At 36.8% G+C, this 16,985-nt stretch carries 18 protein-coding genes and 1 pseudogene; 18 read left to right on the forward strand and 1 reads right to left on the reverse strand.

The window, feature by feature from the left end; all coding sequences use genetic code 11:
- Nucleotides 1-374 precede the first annotated feature (374 nt).
- From AC2VNP_RS21915 to AC2VNP_RS21975, 13 genes are all read left to right on the forward strand, one after another.
- Nucleotides 375-842 carry a hypothetical protein gene (locus AC2VNP_RS21915; RefSeq protein ID WP_486919500.1) on the forward strand — a complete coding sequence of 156 codons (468 nt, stop codon included), beginning with the start codon at nucleotides 375-377 and terminating at the stop codon, nucleotides 840-842.
- Nucleotides 843-1,601: 759 nt separating this feature from the next.
- Nucleotides 1,602-2,864, forward strand: a complete 1,263-nt coding sequence (gene codB / locus AC2VNP_RS21920) for a cytosine permease (RefSeq protein ID WP_486919501.1) — start codon at nucleotides 1,602-1,604, stop codon at nucleotides 2,862-2,864.
- Nucleotide 2,865: 1 nt separating this feature from the next.
- The gene (locus AC2VNP_RS21925; protein WP_486919503.1) at nucleotides 2,866-4,131 is read left to right on the forward strand and encodes a cytosine deaminase; all 1,266 of its coding nucleotides are present in this window, start codon (nucleotides 2,866-2,868) and stop codon (nucleotides 4,129-4,131) included.
- Nucleotides 4,132-4,430: 299 nt separating this feature from the next.
- Entirely contained in the window at nucleotides 4,431-4,697 is a 267-nt protein-coding gene (locus tag AC2VNP_RS21930; protein ID WP_486919504.1) for a hypothetical protein, read from the forward strand.
- Nucleotides 4,698-4,713: 16 nt separating this feature from the next.
- Complete coding sequence (locus tag AC2VNP_RS21935; RefSeq protein WP_486919506.1) at nucleotides 4,714-5,343, forward strand: metal-dependent hydrolase; 630 nt, start codon at nucleotides 4,714-4,716, stop codon at nucleotides 5,341-5,343.
- 110 nt (nucleotides 5,344-5,453) lie between these two features.
- Nucleotides 5,454-5,582, forward strand: a complete 129-nt coding sequence (locus AC2VNP_RS21940; protein ID WP_486919575.1) for a hypothetical protein — start codon at nucleotides 5,454-5,456, stop codon at nucleotides 5,580-5,582.
- A 510-nt stretch (nucleotides 5,583-6,092) separates the two neighbouring features.
- Nucleotides 6,093-6,635 (forward strand): sigma-70 family RNA polymerase sigma factor, encoded by a 543-nt coding sequence (locus AC2VNP_RS21945; RefSeq protein WP_486919507.1) that lies wholly within the window; start codon nucleotides 6,093-6,095, stop codon nucleotides 6,633-6,635.
- Nucleotides 6,619-7,692, forward strand: a complete 1,074-nt coding sequence (locus AC2VNP_RS21950; RefSeq protein ID WP_486919509.1) for a DUF4179 domain-containing protein — start codon at nucleotides 6,619-6,621, stop codon at nucleotides 7,690-7,692. The genes AC2VNP_RS21945 and AC2VNP_RS21950 overlap by 17 nt, the downstream gene beginning before the upstream one ends.
- Before the next feature lie 314 nt (nucleotides 7,693-8,006).
- Nucleotides 8,007-8,801: a class I SAM-dependent methyltransferase gene (locus tag AC2VNP_RS21955; RefSeq protein WP_486919511.1), complete on the forward strand. Its 795-nt coding sequence runs from the start codon at nucleotides 8,007-8,009 to the stop codon at nucleotides 8,799-8,801.
- A 123-nt stretch (nucleotides 8,802-8,924) separates the two neighbouring features.
- Nucleotides 8,925-9,179, forward strand: coding sequence for a GNAT family N-acetyltransferase (locus AC2VNP_RS21960; RefSeq protein WP_486919513.1), 255 nt, complete (start codon nucleotides 8,925-8,927; stop codon nucleotides 9,177-9,179).
- Between the two features lie 818 nt (nucleotides 9,180-9,997).
- Complete coding sequence (locus tag AC2VNP_RS21965) at nucleotides 9,998-10,984, forward strand: hypothetical protein (RefSeq protein WP_486919514.1); 987 nt, start codon at nucleotides 9,998-10,000, stop codon at nucleotides 10,982-10,984.
- Between the two features lie 317 nt (nucleotides 10,985-11,301).
- The gene (locus AC2VNP_RS21970; protein ID WP_486919515.1) at nucleotides 11,302-11,508 is read left to right on the forward strand and encodes an NUDIX hydrolase; all 207 of its coding nucleotides are present in this window, start codon (nucleotides 11,302-11,304) and stop codon (nucleotides 11,506-11,508) included.
- Nucleotides 11,509-11,595: 87 nt separating this feature from the next.
- Nucleotides 11,596-11,718: a DUF4190 domain-containing protein gene (locus AC2VNP_RS21975; RefSeq protein ID WP_486919517.1), complete on the forward strand. Its 123-nt coding sequence runs from the start codon at nucleotides 11,596-11,598 to the stop codon at nucleotides 11,716-11,718.
- Nucleotides 11,719-12,024: 306 nt separating this feature from the next.
- On the opposite strand, the pseudogene AC2VNP_RS21980 reads toward AC2VNP_RS21975, so the two are convergent.
- A pseudogene (locus AC2VNP_RS21980) lies at nucleotides 12,025-12,939 on the reverse strand (Rpn family recombination-promoting nuclease/putative transposase).
- Nucleotides 12,940-13,286: 347 nt separating this feature from the next.
- On the opposite strand from AC2VNP_RS21980, the gene AC2VNP_RS21985 reads away from it, so the two are divergent.
- From AC2VNP_RS21985 to AC2VNP_RS22005, 5 genes are all read left to right on the forward strand, one after another.
- Nucleotides 13,287-13,598 carry a DnaJ family domain-containing protein gene (locus tag AC2VNP_RS21985; RefSeq protein ID WP_486919518.1) on the forward strand — a complete coding sequence of 104 codons (312 nt, stop codon included), beginning with the start codon at nucleotides 13,287-13,289 and terminating at the stop codon, nucleotides 13,596-13,598.
- 542 nt (nucleotides 13,599-14,140) lie between these two features.
- Nucleotides 14,141-14,665: a cell wall hydrolase gene (locus AC2VNP_RS21990; RefSeq protein ID WP_486919520.1), complete on the forward strand. Its 525-nt coding sequence runs from the start codon at nucleotides 14,141-14,143 to the stop codon at nucleotides 14,663-14,665.
- A 170-nt stretch (nucleotides 14,666-14,835) separates the two neighbouring features.
- Complete coding sequence (locus tag AC2VNP_RS21995) at nucleotides 14,836-15,615, forward strand: hypothetical protein (RefSeq protein WP_486919522.1); 780 nt, start codon at nucleotides 14,836-14,838, stop codon at nucleotides 15,613-15,615.
- A gap of 11 nt (nucleotides 15,616-15,626) precedes the next feature.
- The gene (locus AC2VNP_RS22000; protein ID WP_486919523.1) at nucleotides 15,627-16,094 is read left to right on the forward strand and encodes a hypothetical protein; all 468 of its coding nucleotides are present in this window, start codon (nucleotides 15,627-15,629) and stop codon (nucleotides 16,092-16,094) included.
- Between the two features lie 110 nt (nucleotides 16,095-16,204).
- On the forward strand, nucleotides 16,205-16,705 hold the full coding sequence (locus tag AC2VNP_RS22005) for a CBO0543 family protein (RefSeq protein ID WP_486919524.1): 501 nt from the start codon (nucleotides 16,205-16,207) through the stop codon (nucleotides 16,703-16,705).
- Nucleotides 16,706-16,985: the final 280 nt, after the last annotated feature.

Here is a 16,985-nt window from a genome sequence, read left to right on the forward strand (position 1 = left end):
ATGGTTCTTGGCAAAATAGCCAATTTTAAGGCGGCAGCAGCAGTTGGATCGTTGGCAGGGGAATGAGATTTTTAGCGGACTGAGAAGCCCTTATTTTCAGAAAAACCGCCATTGCAGAATTGTTATCGGACTGAGAGGACCCTATTTCCTATAAATCACGTAAAAATCAACGCTATTTTGCTAGATAAGGGCCTCTCAGTCCGTTCCAACCGCAAATCATTGATAATGCAACAAATAACGGCCTCACAGTCCGCTTAGGGATGGGAGGTCCACTATATTTGTGTGATCACTATTCGTGTCATGTTTTAATTATAATTTTGTATCGAAATGAATTCATCATATCGTATATAAACTAGAAAGGGTTTGAAAAGTGAATGTTACACTTAAAATTTTTGGGTCTTTTTGTCGTTGCCCATACCGTTTCGTATTTAATTGCAGGAGCTATTTCTTTAAGATTTAGTAAAGATATTTATGAAAGTAAGCAGAGGTTATGTACGTTTTTAATGGACATGTCCAACGAACAAGAGAGAAAGCATGTTGAAAAATACTTTTTACCTGCTCAAATATTACGTGGAATTCTGATGGCAATTGTGCTATTACCTATTTTAAGTAGTTTAGGAGAGCTATCTTTTTTATTAAAATTTTTCTTCTTTGCTAGTTTAATGTTTGTATATTCTCACTTGGCTGCTGTGTCCCCGTTTTTGGATAACATCGAAGGTCAAGTTTATTTTAGAAGAAAGTACATTCAAAAAAAGTCATTTTACAAATTTCAATTAGAAATGCTTATGTACTGCATCTTGTTCGGATTACTAATGGCTGTTTTTCTTGGTTTTATTTTATAGTAAAAAAAGGGGGGGCGAGATATTTGGAGCTGGTAAAATAGCGGTCCAGTTATTTACAATACATTGACCGACGAATGAAGTGGAGGAGAGTCCTCGTAATTACGTGATGTAGTTGAATATAATTTAAGTGGTTAATGATTAACTGTTGATGTAGTAACATTTGCACAGGAATGGACTGAGGTTCTGTTCAAAAGAGGAGCCAAATAGGTGGGATAGACCGTTGGCAGGCGAATGAGATTTTTTAGCGGACTGAGAAGCCCTTATTTTCAGAAAAACCACCATTGGAGAAGTGTTAGCGGACTGAGAGGACCCTATTTCCTATAAAACACGTAAAAATCAACGCTATTTTGCTAGATAAGGGCCTCTCAGTCCGTTCAGACCATGAAATCATTAATAATGCAACAAATAACGGCCTCTCAGTCCGCTTAGGGATGGGAGGTCGACAATGATAACAGCTTGATTTTCTGCTGGGGTTAAAACATATGAAAATATTATATTGACAAAATTTCAAGTTTCATAGATAATAATCTTAATTTAATACTGGTACCTTTAATTCAGTCCTGTGAGGCTGACAAGGTAGGTCGTTACAGATAGGGGATTCGTGTGTCTTTTGAAGCCTTGTCTATTTATGCGTATCTAGGTTTCTTGTCAGCAAAAAAGGTTGACGAGAAACCTTTTTTGTTGTCTAAAAACCACCGATCGTAACGAGAGCTTCAACCTCCATGGTGCCAGGTACCTAATATATTGGAGGAATGTATTATGAAACAAACAGTTGATCGAGATTATGCCCTACAACCTGTCCCGCAATCGGCACGACAAGGATTTTGGAAAATGTTCGCGGTGATGCTAGGACTCACCTTTTTCTCAGCGAGTATGTGGTCTGGGGGAAGTCTTGGTGCAGGGTTAACGTTTACGCAGTTTATTTTGGTCGTCATTGCCGGTAATTTAATTCTTGGTCTTTATACGGGCACACTAGGTTATATCGGTGCCAAAACAGGGTTATCAACACATCTTTTAGCACGTTACGCGTTTGGTGAAAAAGGTTCTTATGTTGCATCATTCATGCTAGCGGCAACACAAGTTGGCTGGTTTGGAGTAGGCGTTGCGATGTTTGCTTTACCTGTACAAAAAGTGACAGGCATTGACTCTTATATTTTAATTGCGATTGCTGGTGTGTTGATGACAGCGACGGCTTATCTGGGAATGAAAGCACTAACGGTTTTAAGTATTATCGCTGTACCTTCGATTGCTGTACTAGGAAGTTATTCGACGTTTGAAGCGGCAAATACCGTTGGAGGACTTGGTGGATTACTCGAGTACCAACCGACGGAAACGATCGCGATCGCTGCGGCGTTAACGATTTGTATCGGTTCTTTTATTAGTGCGGGAACATTAACACCAGACTTTGCTCGTTTTGCTAAAACGAAAAAGACAGGATTTTTTACAACGGTGATTGCTTTCTTTATTGGAAACTCATTAATGTTTCTTTTCGGAGCTGTTGGTGCGATTGCAACAGGGCAATCAGATATTTCTGAAGTGATGTTTTTACAAGGGCTAATCATTCCTGCTATTATTATCCTAGGCCTTAATATTTGGACAACGAATGACAATGCGTTATATGCTTCCGGATTAGGGTTTTCACACATTACAAAGATCTCTAAAAACAAAGTTGTCATTTTTAACGGGATTGTTGGTACGATATTTGCGATGTGGTTGTACAATAACTTTGTGGGCTGGTTAACGTTCTTAGGTTCAACATTACCGCCAATCGGAGCGATTATTTTAGCGGATTATTTTCTTGTTCGCCGTAAACAAGGTTTAAAAGAAAGTGCAATCAAAGTCGTGAACTGGACGGCATTAGCGGCATGGGTGATCGGGGTATTAGCGGCAACATTTATCCCTGGAATTGCACCGCTAAATGCACTTTTCGCATCAGCTCTAGCTTATGTTGTACTCACATTTATACAAAACCGTAGAAACAAACAAGAAGAGGTAGTCATTGAACAGAAAAAGGTGAGTTAATTTGTTAGTAAAAAATGCAAAATTACGTGGCCGTGATGGCCTTTGGCAAATTTTAATTGAGGACAATCAATTTAAAATGATCTCTGAAAATGTAGAAGGATATGAAGGAGAGATTTTAGATGTGGAGGGCAATCTTGTCCTTCCTCCATTTGTAGAGCCCCATATTCATTTGGATACAACACTAACAGCCGGAGAGCCTGAGTGGAATAAAAGTGGAACGCTCTTTGAAGGTATTCAACGATGGTCAGAGCGAAAAGAGTCTTTAACGAAAGAAGATGTAAAGACGCGCGCCAAAAAAGCATTAACTTGGCAAATGGCACAAGGAATCCAGCATGTACGTACACATGTTGACGTAACAGATCCATCTTTAATTGCCTTAGAAGCCTTGTTAGAAGTAAAAGAAGAAATCGCTTCTAATGTTAATTTACAAATAGTTGCTTTTCCTCAAGAGGGGATTTTATCTTATCCTAACGGGGAAGAGTTACTTGAGGAAGCGCTTCGGATGGGAGCAGATGTCGTTGGAGGCATTCCGCACTTTGAATTCACTCGCGAATATGGAGTCGAGTCGATGAAAAAAGCGTTTGCACTTGCGGAAAAATATGATCGTCTCGTTGATATTCACTGTGACGAAATTGACGATGAACAATCACGTTTCGTGGAGGTTGTCGCCGCCGAAGCGTATCGTCTCGGGATGGGAGAGCGTGTGACGGCGAGTCATACTACAGCGATGCATTCTTACAATGATGCCTATACGTCTAAGCTGTTTCGTCTATTAAAACTTTCCAAAATTAACTTTGTAGCTAATCCACTTGTGAACATTCACTTACAAGGTCGTTTTGATACGTACCCGAAACGAAGAGGGATTACACGAGTGAAGGAGTTACAAGAGGCAGGGATTAACGTCTGCTTTGGGCATGATGATATTTTTGATCCTTGGTATCCACTGGGAACAGGGAACATGCTGCAAGTTCTTCATATGGGAATCCATGTATGTCAGCTATTAGGCTATGATCAGATCGTTAATTCGATCGACTTGATTACGAAGAATAGTGCAAAAACGTTACACATTGAAGATCAGTATGGCATTGAAGAAGGAAAAGTAGCGAATTTCATTGTTCTTCACGCTGAAGATGAATATGATGCGATCCGCCGCCAAGTTCCTGTGCGATATTCGGTTCGTAACGGAAAAATCATATCGGAAACGAAACCAAGTGAAACTACTGTTCTAATGAATGATCAAGTCCAACACATTACTTTTAAAAAGTAACATAATACCTATTACTATAGTGAATGGTTCGGTTTACATGCCGAGCCATTTTTCTTTTGTTAAGATGGTTTTTCTTTTTATATGAGTGTGTAGTTTAGACAATCTTGTTGAAATGTCTAGAAGTAACTCACAAAATACTCCAAGCATAGCGTTTGAATATAAAATAATAAATATCATAGAATGAGTATTCTATTTTTATATATGATGTTATAATTTACAAATTGGCGAATGTATGATCGCTTTGAATACTATTATTCTCAAAATTAGGAAAGAAAGGACTGTTTATATTGTTATCTCTCATGTGTGGAACATGTGCCATAGAAGGAGAACTATCTGTCGAGCAAAGAAAGGATTTGTCCAAAAGATTAAGGCCGAATAAAGTACATCAATGTCCAAGTTGTAGCTTCTATTTTGGCACGTTTAACTATCAACCACGTAGAGCTAAAGAAGTAGATAGTTTACTGGACCTTGAAGAAGAAGGAGAAGAACAAATCGTAGAAGAAGAAAATGAAGTAATTGAAGAAAAGAAGCCAAAAATCATTGAGGAACAAATTAGTTTGTTTTAATGGAAAGGGACGTATAATGAAAGGATCATCTCATTTAGTAGTCGGTATAGCACTAGGGGGAGCCTTTGCATACATCGGTCAATATGAGCTAGTGGAGACGATAGGAATTGTCACAACTTGTGCAATAGCATCGGTCATCCCTGATACGGATACGAACAGTAAGATTACAAGAAAACTAACGATCCCAGTTACGCTGGTTTATGCCTTCTTAGGAATTGTTGGATTCATGATTACCGGATATGGATACTGGCTATTGGACGGAACAGAAAAACTAGTAGGAATCGTCATTGGATGTAGTTTAATCATATTACCACAATTAATTATTAAGCCTAAATCCATGCTCATACTCACTGGTTCAGGTACATTCGTGATTGGCATCTTACTATCTCACCTTTGGATTATTGGACTAGCAATTTTTATGATTATATCCGTCTTTGCGCCTCACCGTGGCATCACTCATAGCATCTGGGGATTTGCTTTTTTTGGCTGGATCTTATATGAATTTCAAGCCTTTGTTGGGATGGATATGTTGATGGTAGCAGGATTAATCGGGTATGCTTCGCATTTAATTTGTGATATGAAATGGCTCCCTACCAATCGCAAAGGAATTAAGCTTTTTCAACCGTTTATTCGAATAGAGTTTTAGATTAAAAAAACACTTACATATTAGTGAAGTAGCAGAAAGAATTCTAACTCTTATTTTTTATTAATAGGGGCTCGCATCCAGCACTTATTTTTCTGGTTGCCGGTATTTGTATAACCTTTAATGCTTTCGCGAACGGTAAAAAAAGCAGTGGTAATTATTTTATTAAATTCCTTACATACACACGTAATGATGTGATAGTTTCGAGCTATCTTGTTGCTATCATTTATATATACTTATAGCTATCGGGTTTACAAGTCTAGCATTATTTGTCTTCAACCGACCTTTTATAATAACTGATATTGCGATCGGTGGAGGCTTATTCTTAGTGTTTGCCGCATTCACTTTCCCGTATTTTTAGATATTCAGAGTAGTATTTTTTATTTTCATTGAGGAAATGGTCTCATGACATGATGAAAAACTATTGGAGCTAAGACTTTGGGTTATGCTTTTGACAAACTGAATGCGAATATAATCGAATATAATTAACGCACAGCTATTCTTCAAAAGGAGAATAGCTTTTGCTATTGAGATAGAAAGGTATTATCGTTGGATAAAACAAAACCTAAACCTATAGAGGATGTTTGGATTGCAGATCTAAGCATGCTTTTTTTATCTTTAGTCTGTTTATTCCTCTATAAATCTCACTTAATAAATAATAGAATTAAAAATAAATGAGGAAAAATATAAATGGTGAAACATTTTGTATGTCTATATCACTCTAATTAGTGAGAGGAGGGAGTGATGACACGATGAAACACGATCTACACACTGTAAAAAGAGCCATTAATGGAGACCCTGAAGCTTTTGAAGAATTGCTTCTGAAAGAAGAAAAAATGCTATATTACAAGGCGCTTTCTTATGTTGGTAAAAAAGAAGATGCTTTAGATGCCATTCAGGAAACCGCGTGTAAAGCATTTCTTGCGATAGGGCAATTGCGAAATCCGGAGTATTTCTCAACTTGGCTGTTTCGAATTTTAATACGTGAATGTTATAGCCTGCTGAGAGAACGAAACCAATTGATTGTTTATGAGGAAAGTGAATTATTGAAAAGATTAGACCGTAAGCAGGACGAAGAAATCGATTCTTTTCATTTAAGCGAGGCATTGTCGAGGCTAAATTCATCCTATCAGACAACCATTATCTTATTCTACTATCATGACCTGTCTATTAAGGATATTGCTGAGGTGATGGAGAAGCCAGTTGCTACAGTGAAAACGAATTTACGTAGAGCGCGGAAAAAATTAAAAAGTGAATTAGAAAGGAGATATCAATTAAATGAAAAAGTCACATGATCCTTTCGAGGAGTTTCCACAAGACGAAGTTCGTTCAGCTATTCGTTCCGGAATCGCACAAGCTAAAGAGAAAAAAGAGACGCCTCGTACTAGAATGACCACTGGGAAAAGAAAAATAATGTATGCTTTGTCTAGTGCTGCGGCTATTTTTGGACTATTGGTTGGTTCCTCTTACTATTCTCCAGCTTTGGCAAGTAGCTTGTCCCAACTACCGATTATCGGCTCAGTTTTCGGCAATTCGGATCTGATCAGTTTACAACAAGCTCAAAAAAATGGGTTGACGAATGAAATTGGTGAGACACAGACGATCAATGGAATTTCCGTTACGCTTGATGAAATTTTATATGATCAAAATAATATTACAATTGGCCTTTTCATTGAATCTGATAAGGAACTTGATGAATTTTATTTTGGTGCTGGTATGGATTTTACGATTAATGGGAAGTTCCCTGCTACTGCCTCTGGAAGTTACGGTGAAGAGAACCTTTCGCCGACAACTTTGACTGCTATTCAAGAAATCAATGTGAACGAAGGTTTGCCGGAGGAATTTGAACTAGGATTAATGCTACATGGAAAAAATGGAGAAACGTGGTACTTCTCAGCTCCTGTTGAGAAAATTACTGGCATTCATAAAATTCCTGTTCAACATTCACAAACGGTAGATGGTTTGACGCTAACTGTAAAAGAATTGTCAATAAGTGAAACAGGCGTAAGTATATCCTATGAGAGTTTAGAAGAGGAAACAGATTTTGATCTAAGTCGTGGAGGAAATATTGAATTCTTGGTAGTTGATCAAGATGGAAATGAAATTACTGGCCGCTCGGGTGGCGTAACAGGTGAAAGGGTGAAGGATAAATTACAGTTCAAGAGTAATAAGCAATTTGATCCCATTAGTTCTAATGTTACTGATTTGACAATTACTCCTTATGTAGTCATCCCTTCTTCCGGTGGAGGAGTTGAAATAGACGAAGAAGGCAACGAAAAGGAATTAGAATATAAAGGACATACAATCCAGCCGGTTGATTTTGATTCTTTTAAAGTGAAAATCTCAAATTAAATTCATTGTTTTAATAGAGTTAGTTCTTATGCTATCTAAATTATATTATTCCGTTCGTGCTAAGAGTTAGTTTATAGAAATATTGTAAATAAAAATTTATTTGAGTGTATTGTTTTTATTCAACTTAAGGGAGCATTTCTTCGTTTAGAAGGAGTGCTTTTTTGTAAGTTATTAAGCGACTTGTGAAGAAATCAGCACTATTGGTTTATTATGTTAGTTTAAGTGTAGTCTTTAGTATAAGGTTATATAAGGTATTCAAATTTATTACTAATAAACTACGAGTTGAAGCACTAGGCAACGAGGGGGAAATTGATATGGAAGAAAATAAAATAGAGGCGAATAAGATCGCATGGGGAAAAATCGCATTCGATCATTATGTTCATTTTAAAGTCCAGTTAGCTCAAGATGATTTTAAACTAAATCCGATGGTTGAAGAAGAGCTTGGCGACGTTACAGGTAAAAAAATCCTTCATCTTCAATGTAATACTGGAGCGGATTCGATTCTTTTAGCAAGAAAAGGCGCTTTAGTTACAGGTGTGGATTTAGTTCCTGAGAATATACACTACGCAAGAAAGTTAGCAGAAGATTTTGGGTTAACCAATGTTCAATTTGTAGAATCTGATGTTTTAAAATTAATGGACGTACATACGGGCGAATACGATATCGTCATGACAACGGATGGAGTCCTTGGCTGGCTGCCAGATCTAAATCAGTGGGGGAAAGTCGTTGGACACTTTCTAAAAAAAGAAGGTTTCTTCTATATGCATGATTCTCATCCTTTTATGATGATCTTTGATGAGATGGCATTAACCGAAGGAAACTTAATTCCTAAATATCCTTATTTTAAAATGACAGCTGATATCGAAACGTCTATTGGAGGTTATGCCTCAGATGTGAAAGAAGCAAAGAACTTCTTCTGGGGTCATCAATTGAGCACAATTGTTAACGGACTTTTAAGTGGAAATTTATATGTCTCGTATATAAGAGAATATGATCGATGTGTTCCTGGAATGGGTGGAAGTACAATAGATGAGAATGGACTAAACTACTACCCGGAACTTGAAGGTAAAATCCCATTAACTATAAGTATAAAGGCAGAGAAGATATAACCTAATTTATTTTGTTAATACACTCTATTTTTTAAAGGACGCATTCCTTTCGTAAAGGATGCTATTCTTTTAATACTAAACAAGGCAGGATCCTTTAACGCAAAGTATGTATTGCTAGATTAAATGTTCGTTTCAAGATCACTTCGTAACTACGGAATTGGAAAACAGTTATTTCAAAAGTGTACAGAAAAAGCAAAGGGATGGGGAGCCGATAAACTTTATATGTGTGTAGCTTCTTCACAAGAAACCATTGCCTTTTATCGCTCTCTTGGCTGCGTCGAAGCAAAAGAAGTGAATAAACAGCTTTATGAAAGCGACCCACGCGATATCCAGCTTGAATATGAACTAATTAATTTAGGCAGTAATTCCACTTTTTAATGACTATCATTAGTTCTAAGTTAAGGAAAGTAAAAAAGATTAAGCAACTAGAAGATGATTCCTATATTTGATTAGGAGGCATCTTCTTTATTATTCCAATTATCTTAGGGATAGGGTATTCCAATGATGAAGCATCATTCTGCAAAATAAGGGATGCTTTTTTGTATAAACAACTCAAGCCGGAAAGTCTAACAGGAAGTATAATATTTGAGGTAATTTTAAAAGTCCTCTTGAACCCCCAGTTACGTGAGGATCTATAATGAACTTATATTTTTTATCGGGGGATGTTGATGGATGAGAATAATAAATAAGTTTTCCATTGGCGATTTTTTAGAAAAGACAGAAGTATCTAATCGTACGCTGCATTATTATGAAATCGGTTTATTTCGACCAGGCTTACCCTTCTTCTAAAAAGAGCTCAATCGCTATTTTTTACTGGTTATTACAGAACCGAAACAGAAAAAACAACCTTTATTATTTTAAACCTTATATGAACCCGCTTCATTCGTACACAAAGGAGCGGTTTCTTTTTTATAAACACTGCACAAACTCGAACTAAGGAGGACCGCATCATGACACCATATGAAGAAGTATATCAATGAATCAACATAATGGGGAGGTGAAGGAAATTACCAACAAAGATCTGATGCAGAGTATTTTGATTCTTACCAATTAGACCAACTAATGACCGTCTCTAGAGAAGTCATCACCGTTGCACAACATTTAAAAAGATTTAGGTATTGGAGAGTTTAACTATACATGACTATAAAGTTTGAATAGCATAGTAGAAAGTCTTATAGAGATAGGAGTTAGAAAATATGGGAAAAGGGAAAAAAGGTTGTTCTTCATGTATTTGCAAACAATTAAAAAAGCTAAAGAAAGGCACCATTGTTCAGCTTTTCTTTAAAAAAGGAAGTAAAATTATTATATTAGACCGTGTAAAAAATAATTGCATTAAAGGAAAAAATAGAAATAACTTTACGACGGTGATTGATTGTAAATTTGTAAAAGCATTTACTAAATTACCAGAATTACCACCTCCAGGACAACAACAAACATTTAACTTTACAGGAATGATCGTTACAACTACTGTTCCAGAAGGTGTAACTACGGCAACAATCCAGGCGATTGGAGCTGCGGGAGGAATAGGAACTTCAGATAATGGACTTGGGGCATCTATCCAAGGTGATTTCCCAGTTACACCTGGTGAAACTTTGAGTATATTAGTTGGCCAACAGGGACAAACTGGCTCAAATTTTCCTGGATTGTTTAATGCAGGAGGAGGAGGGGGTAGCTTTGTTTGGCGGGGAACTGAACCTGTTACTCCTTTAAACCTTCTTGTTGCAGCAGGAGGAGGAGGAGGAGCTAGTAATGTACCGGATGCAAGTGGAGTTGATGCATCTCTTACAAGCAGTGGCACGAGCGGAAATCCTGGGGGCACAGGTGGAACAAATGGTAGAGGTGGTAACAGCAGTTTTTTCTCCGCTGGCGGTGGTGCAGGAATTTTACCAAGTCCTCTAGGGGATGGTGGAAGCAGCTTAGGAGCTGGGGGACAATCGATATTTAACGGGGGCGCTGGTGGTGCCGGATTTACTACTGGAACTAATGGCGGCTTCGGAGGTGGAGGCGGCGCTGGATTTGCTGAAGGCGGTGGAGGCGGCGGATTTAGCGGTGGCGGCGCTGGTGGCACTGATAATTTTATTGGAGGCGGCGGTGGTGGTGGTTCCCAAAATAATGGAACTAACCAAGTTAATACAGCTGGCGTAGGTATTGGCAACGGTCAGGTAACCATCAGCTATATGTAGAATATCATCAAGTAAAAACAGTAACACACCAAAATAAGCGCTATTCGCAGCAGCGAACGTTTGAACGTTTTATAAAGGTAGGCGAATACGTCATGTTATGAACAACAAACCGTCATAGTAGTTTGTGCAGTCGATAACAACGACCCTGGAGAGTTTCCAATAGACTCTTCAAAGAGAATCTCGAATGAATACTTTATAGGAAAAGAACGGAGAATTTTTTCCCTTTGTATATTAGTATTATTCCATCGGTACACCTTGAAATTGGATTTCAGCATTTACTGATCACCTTTATATCAGCTGAACTTCCATAAAAGTGAATGGCGTTACTTTATTCCAATATAGAATTCAAATATTACTTAAGTGAAGGTAATTTTTACTTCTGTAATATCGGTGAGCGAATTCAAAAGCCAATTGAAGAAGATCATTTTCTACATTGGGTGGATCCATCTGAAGCGACAGAAAACTTATTTCACGAACATCAAGGCTGGGTCATTTTTCAGGCAGTAAAAAAATTGAGTTCTTAGTTTCAGGGTTGGGTTGTAAATTTTTTTCTAGAGGGAACCAATGACAAAAAAGGCTAAAAGAAATATGATGGCAGTGTTCACCATATTTTGTCCATTTTATTACCAACAGTAGGGATGGTATTAGGAATGATCGGTATTGTTTTTCAGTCGTTGCCAAAAAATCAAATCAAGAAAACAAATGAAACGGGAAGAGGCATTGCTACAGCTTGAATGATATGAAGTATTGTTGGTGCGTGTATTCAATTGCTCTTAATAGTTATAGGTATTATTTCGGTATTTTCTTCACCAGTTGGATAGGAAGAGTTGTGGAAATATAGTTAGTTAGAGGGGAGAATGATGAGAGGAATCTGCAAAATTTGAGAATTAATATTATTTATAAGCATAATTGAAGGTCTGGTCTGTTGTGAAAGTTAAATTGTTTACGATGCAAGTTCAATGAATACTCACTCGCGGGAACGGAGAAAAAAGTGCCTGTTCCCAGTACTAAAAGTGACTAGAAATAGGCACATAAATAGATTAAATCTTTAATTTCATTAATTCACTTTCAGATAACCCGGTGATCTCACTAACTTCTTTTAGAGAGAAACCCTTCTTGAGCATTCGTCGAGCAATATCATTCTTGACTTCAGCTTTTCCTTCCATTTTCCCCTCAATCTTTCCCTCCATTTTTCCTTTCTCAATTCCTTGTTCAAGTCCTTTTTCCATGCCTTTTCGTTCCCATGAAGTCATTAGTTCCATAATGTGACTCACCTCATTTTTTGGAATGTGTGTAAGTTGTCCTCTAAGTTCATTCTCTTCGTCCGTCGATAATTTAAAATAGTTTTCAAAAATCCCTGCAACTAATTGTTGTCGCGCCGGATCAAGTTCAAGCTTAAGCAGCATCCGTAAAAAAATGAAGTTTTATCATTACTTTTTCACTTTGATCGTAGCCCATTTTCCCTAATAACGCAAGGGCTACAGGATTTGGTTGATGAATAAACTCACGCCTATTTTTATTTTTAATTGAACAGTAAGGTAATTAAATGAAAGTACTTTTTTAAAAGGGAAATGAATAAAAAAGTGATCCACTTCGCGTCTCGGTTGATCGTAACTAAATATGGCAATAGGTATGATTGGACGGCGGTAAGTTTCGTATAGGCGACTATAATAGAAAAACATGCGGTCGTTAAAATGACTATCATAATAGGATTGTGGTTCGATATGAACAATTATTAATGCGTCTTGTCCTTTTAGTTTGGTTTCAGCCACGATGTCGACAGTTCCTTTTCTTCCTTTAAGGATATCTGTAAACACCTCTTGTTGTAGGAAAGTATTGTGATGAAAGTCAAGATATTCATATACATCAGGAAAGAAAGCTAGTATAAACTCTTCAAAAAACGTAGTAATCAGTTCTTTAAACCAACGATCATGATCATACCTTTCTGTTTTCATCCATTTCACCTCACATAGGAATATATGTTCTTATTATAGGTTAAGAACGCTCGTTCGTTTGTGGAGTTTATGTAAATATTTCTTTTCTTTTTTATTACCCGCTTTAATGGAAAAAAGGCTGTAAGTACCAGGGGTTATCGCGAAGGTATTATCTTGACTTTTAAAACTGTACACTTCTCAAATAGTGAATTTACTTTTAGGGCACATGCTAATTTACATTTTTTTAGTATCGATTTTTTGCTGCCCTAGATTATATAATATTAGATATGTCGTTATTAGTACGAACGCATTTATATGCTTTTATTGAACTAGTTATATATTAAATGTAATAAACGAAAGGGGTGTCCATGGTGGATGCAATTTGGATTGTAGCTGAGGATAAAATTAAGGCTGCTATTAAAAATGGGGAACTTGATAATTTGCAGGGTATGGGGAAACCGATCGTTTTTAAAGATGTTCTGCCAGGAATGCCCCAGGAAACGAAGATGGCTTATCAAATGTTGCGGAATGCCGGATTTGATCCTTTAGAAGTTGAAAAAGAAATTGAGGAACAAACAAAAGGTGCAAAGTTAGACGATTTATTAGAGGAACGTCAGACAAAAGAAACCAAGTCGTTCAAACAGTATGCTAAAAAAATCTACAATAAGTTTTCTAAGTAGGACAGCGGCAGATCCGCCTGTCCCTTATATATGATCGTCTGTCTCTACCTTTAGAGGAGAGGCTTTTTTTATTGAAAATCATCAGATAAGAATCATTGCTGTGAGCGCACGGCCTTTTTACTTAATTTGTGACTGTAGCTCATTTTACCGCACTCACAGGCCCTTATTTTCATTAAGTTTAGTAGTTTCGGTACTTTAGCGGACTCCAGGGCCCTTATTTCTTAATTTTTCACTTAAAACCACATGCATTTGAGCAAATAAAGGCCTCTCAGTCCGCTTAACTTCTCAATCAGTGGATTACCCTCTAAATAAGGGCCTCTCAGTCCCCTAATCTATAATTCTCCTTTTGTTGAATAGTTTTTTTCTCTCCAGATCAACTCATGGCAGTTCTTTCCTCCATAACCATGGAAGACATTACAGGTTTAAAGACTATTCCATATTTGTTATGGTGGTATATGAATTAAATTTTTGACGTTTAGAAAAGCTTGATTTGCTTTTCTTTTTTATTAGATCGATCATTTGACCATAAGGAGGTTTTACAAATGGTTAATATTATTACTACATTGTTATTATTAACGGGAGCAGAAGTTCCGGAAGAACATTTGCCAAAGTTATATGAGGAACAATTACCACAGTTACACGAGGAACGTCTCGTTTATAAGACTGAAAAAGATATAGAAGAATTGAATGGACTAGCTGTACGAATTTCCCTCACTGAAGAAGAGCAAGACCTTTTAGAACGACTTGTCACTGCAGAAGCAAAAAGCGAACCGTTCGAAGGGAAAGTTGCAGTCGCTGAAGTCGTTTTAAATCGAATGGAAAGCGAGCACTTCCCAGACAAATTAGAAGAGGTCGTGTACCAAGAGAACCAGTTCTGTCCTGTAACAAATGGTTCCATTCATAAAGAAGCTACAAAGAAGGCCGAGAAAGCGGTTGAGGTAGCTTTGAGAGGAACTAATGAAACGAATGATGCGTTGTATTTTTATAATGACAACATTGTTAGGACCAGCTGGCTCCAAACCAAACAAACGACAGCTCGAATTGGGCAACATGTGTTTAAAAAATAAATAATTTACCAACCAACTATTCCTTATAAATAGTTGGTTTTTTTACGTGATTTTTGAGGATGGACAAAGACCCGCTCTTGCAACTGATGAAAGGTTGACACAGCTCGAATACATATCATAACCATATCTAGGGAAATATACTCCTAACACAGAACAAATGAGGGTGAGCTATGAATAACTTTAACCCGACAAACCAAGAACGCAGATTTAAGGCCTACGTAAGTTCAATTGGAACAACGCAGCTACATCTAAGGAATCCATATATCATTGCATGGTGGTCAGCCGCATTTCCTGGTTTTGGTCACCTTTTATTATCAAAATACCTTAGAGGTTACTCCCTTTTTTTATGGGAAATCCTCGTTAATAATATGTCTAACTTAAATCATGCGATTATGTATTCCTTTACTGGCAATATTGAAATGGCAAAAGCGGTACTTGAACCTAGATGGTTACTTTTGTATCTTCCTGTATATATCTTTGCGATATGGGATAGTTATCGAACATCCGTCGATATGAACAAAGTCTTCATACTAGCGGAAAGAGAAAATGCTGGTTTTAATTCATACAACATAGGTGCTCTAGAAATTAATTATTTAGATAAAAGAAGACCATTGATGGCAGTATTATGGTCACTCTTTACTCCTGGATTGGGACAATTATATATCCACCGTGTTCTAACAGCCGTTTTTACTATGGTCTTCATGATTATTTTCGTGTATTTTTCGAACATTCTCGTCGCTGTTCACTATCTTTTCTTAGGAGAAATTGGACAAGCAACACAAGCTATGGATCCACAGTGGTTTTTATTTCTACCATCGCATGTTGGGTTTGCTGTTTATGATTCTTACGTTAATACAGTAGAAAACAACAAACTATTCGAAAGTGAACAAAGAAAATTTTTACAGAGTCAATATCAACAATATCGTGTGAGATTTCCTAAAAAGGCATGAGGTGTGGAACCTTGCAAATTTTTTCGACTTTTGAGCATTCAACGTATCTGGAGTTAGCCATTTCTGCTTTAGAGAAAGTAGGAATAAAGAAAGAGAACATACTAGCGGTCCCATTAATTAATCGGGTGGAAGAAAGAAGACTTTTTGATACACTTCATAGAGCAGATGGAATTAGTCTGTTCGATAAGGGTGCAGCGATTGGAACAGCATTTTCTGTTATCGGAGCAAGTGTTGGGTTCATATTGGAGTGGGGTCCGATCTATTGGGGGATAATAGGTGCAGCAAGTGGATTTATACTTGGTTTTATGATCGATTATATCATTTATAAAGTCGTTCATAAGCGGAAAAGAGAAGTAAAAGGAAAGCAATCCGAAATCGTCTTAGTAATCCATTGTCCAGTTGAACTTGTTGAGAAAGTAGAAGAAGTGCTATGGGAACATCTAGCCATAGGTGTTGCTAAAGTAGAGGGAGAAATTTAATCATAATCTAGCATCAAAATTTGTCTACTTTTAATATATTTTATGAGGTATTGCCATAATATCAGACACCTAAACTGAACACCCTAATTTGTAAAGGAGGGTCCCTGTGAATGATAAAAAATAAGAAAGAAAGGTTTCTTTTAAGAAGCTTACTTGTTTTAGGGTTCATCTTGTTACCATTATTATTGAGGAAGCCACCTATAAAAGACTGGTTGCTTGTTTATCTCTGGAATGCGGTAACTAATGGAATTATTGATAAGGTCGTTGTCACTAACAAAACAGTGAAGTATCCAGTCCGACTACTTCCCAATATGTTTAAAACCAATATATTGTTTGATTTTTTATTATATCCAATTATAACTATTGCTTATAATCAGCTAACACGAAAAGATAAACCTATTGTTATATTTTTAAAACTATTTTATTTCACAATCCCAATGATTTTGATTGAAATTTGGGCAGAACGAAATACAGGTTTAATCAATTTTAAGAGGGGCTGGAGATGGTATCATTCTTTTATCAGCCTTACTATCAAATCATTGTTAACTAGGCTATGGATTGGTTGGGTAAGAAACGTAGATAAAAAACAAAAATCAGTACAGACGCTTTAGTCTTTGATTCAATTCTAGAATGTTTCTTTAATATCGAGGGACATACTTTACATTAATGTACTTAAAGCAAAGAGAGCTTTTTTTTACTAATAAGTGATTGTTAATGGCAGACTAAATGTCTGCTTTTTTATTTGTAGCGGAAATCTTTAAATTAAACTGAAATTAATTTGACTTAAAGTAAATTAACTATTGTACGAAATTTGACATACCTAAATATACCAAAAAAATATATGATAAAAGTAACGGTTCAATAGTATATAGAATAAGAAAGTTAGAATGG

This window comes from Alkalihalobacterium sp. TH-98 (genome assembly GCF_057473385.1).

Coding starts and splice junctions, on each gene's coding strand:
- AC2VNP_RS21955 (WP_486919511.1), top strand. CDS start 8,007: ATGGAAGAAAATAAAATAGAGGCGAATAAGATCGCATGGGGAAAAATC.
- AC2VNP_RS21990 (WP_486919520.1), top strand. CDS start 14,141: ATGGTTAATATTATTACTACATTGTTATTATTAACGGGAGCAGAAGTT.
- AC2VNP_RS21960 (WP_486919513.1), top strand. CDS start 8,925: ATGTTCGTTTCAAGATCACTTCGTAACTACGGAATTGGAAAACAGTTA.
- AC2VNP_RS22005 (WP_486919524.1), top strand. CDS start 16,205: ATGATAAAAAATAAGAAAGAAAGGTTTCTTTTAAGAAGCTTACTTGTT.
- AC2VNP_RS21950 (WP_486919509.1), top strand. CDS start 6,619: ATGAAAAAGTCACATGATCCTTTCGAGGAGTTTCCACAAGACGAAGTT.
- AC2VNP_RS21930 (WP_486919504.1), top strand. CDS start 4,431: ATGTGTGGAACATGTGCCATAGAAGGAGAACTATCTGTCGAGCAAAGA.
- AC2VNP_RS21915 (WP_486919500.1), top strand. CDS start 375: ATGTTACACTTAAAATTTTTGGGTCTTTTTGTCGTTGCCCATACCGTT.
- codB (WP_486919501.1), top strand. CDS start 1,602: ATGAAACAAACAGTTGATCGAGATTATGCCCTACAACCTGTCCCGCAA.
- AC2VNP_RS21985 (WP_486919518.1), top strand. CDS start 13,287: ATGGTGGATGCAATTTGGATTGTAGCTGAGGATAAAATTAAGGCTGCT.
- AC2VNP_RS21935 (WP_486919506.1), top strand. CDS start 4,714: ATGAAAGGATCATCTCATTTAGTAGTCGGTATAGCACTAGGGGGAGCC.
- AC2VNP_RS21945 (WP_486919507.1), top strand. CDS start 6,093: ATGAAACACGATCTACACACTGTAAAAAGAGCCATTAATGGAGACCCT.
- AC2VNP_RS21970 (WP_486919515.1), top strand. CDS start 11,302: ATGGCGTTACTTTATTCCAATATAGAATTCAAATATTACTTAAGTGAA.
- AC2VNP_RS21965 (WP_486919514.1), top strand. CDS start 9,998: ATGGGAAAAGGGAAAAAAGGTTGTTCTTCATGTATTTGCAAACAATTA.
- AC2VNP_RS21995 (WP_486919522.1), top strand. CDS start 14,836: ATGAATAACTTTAACCCGACAAACCAAGAACGCAGATTTAAGGCCTAC.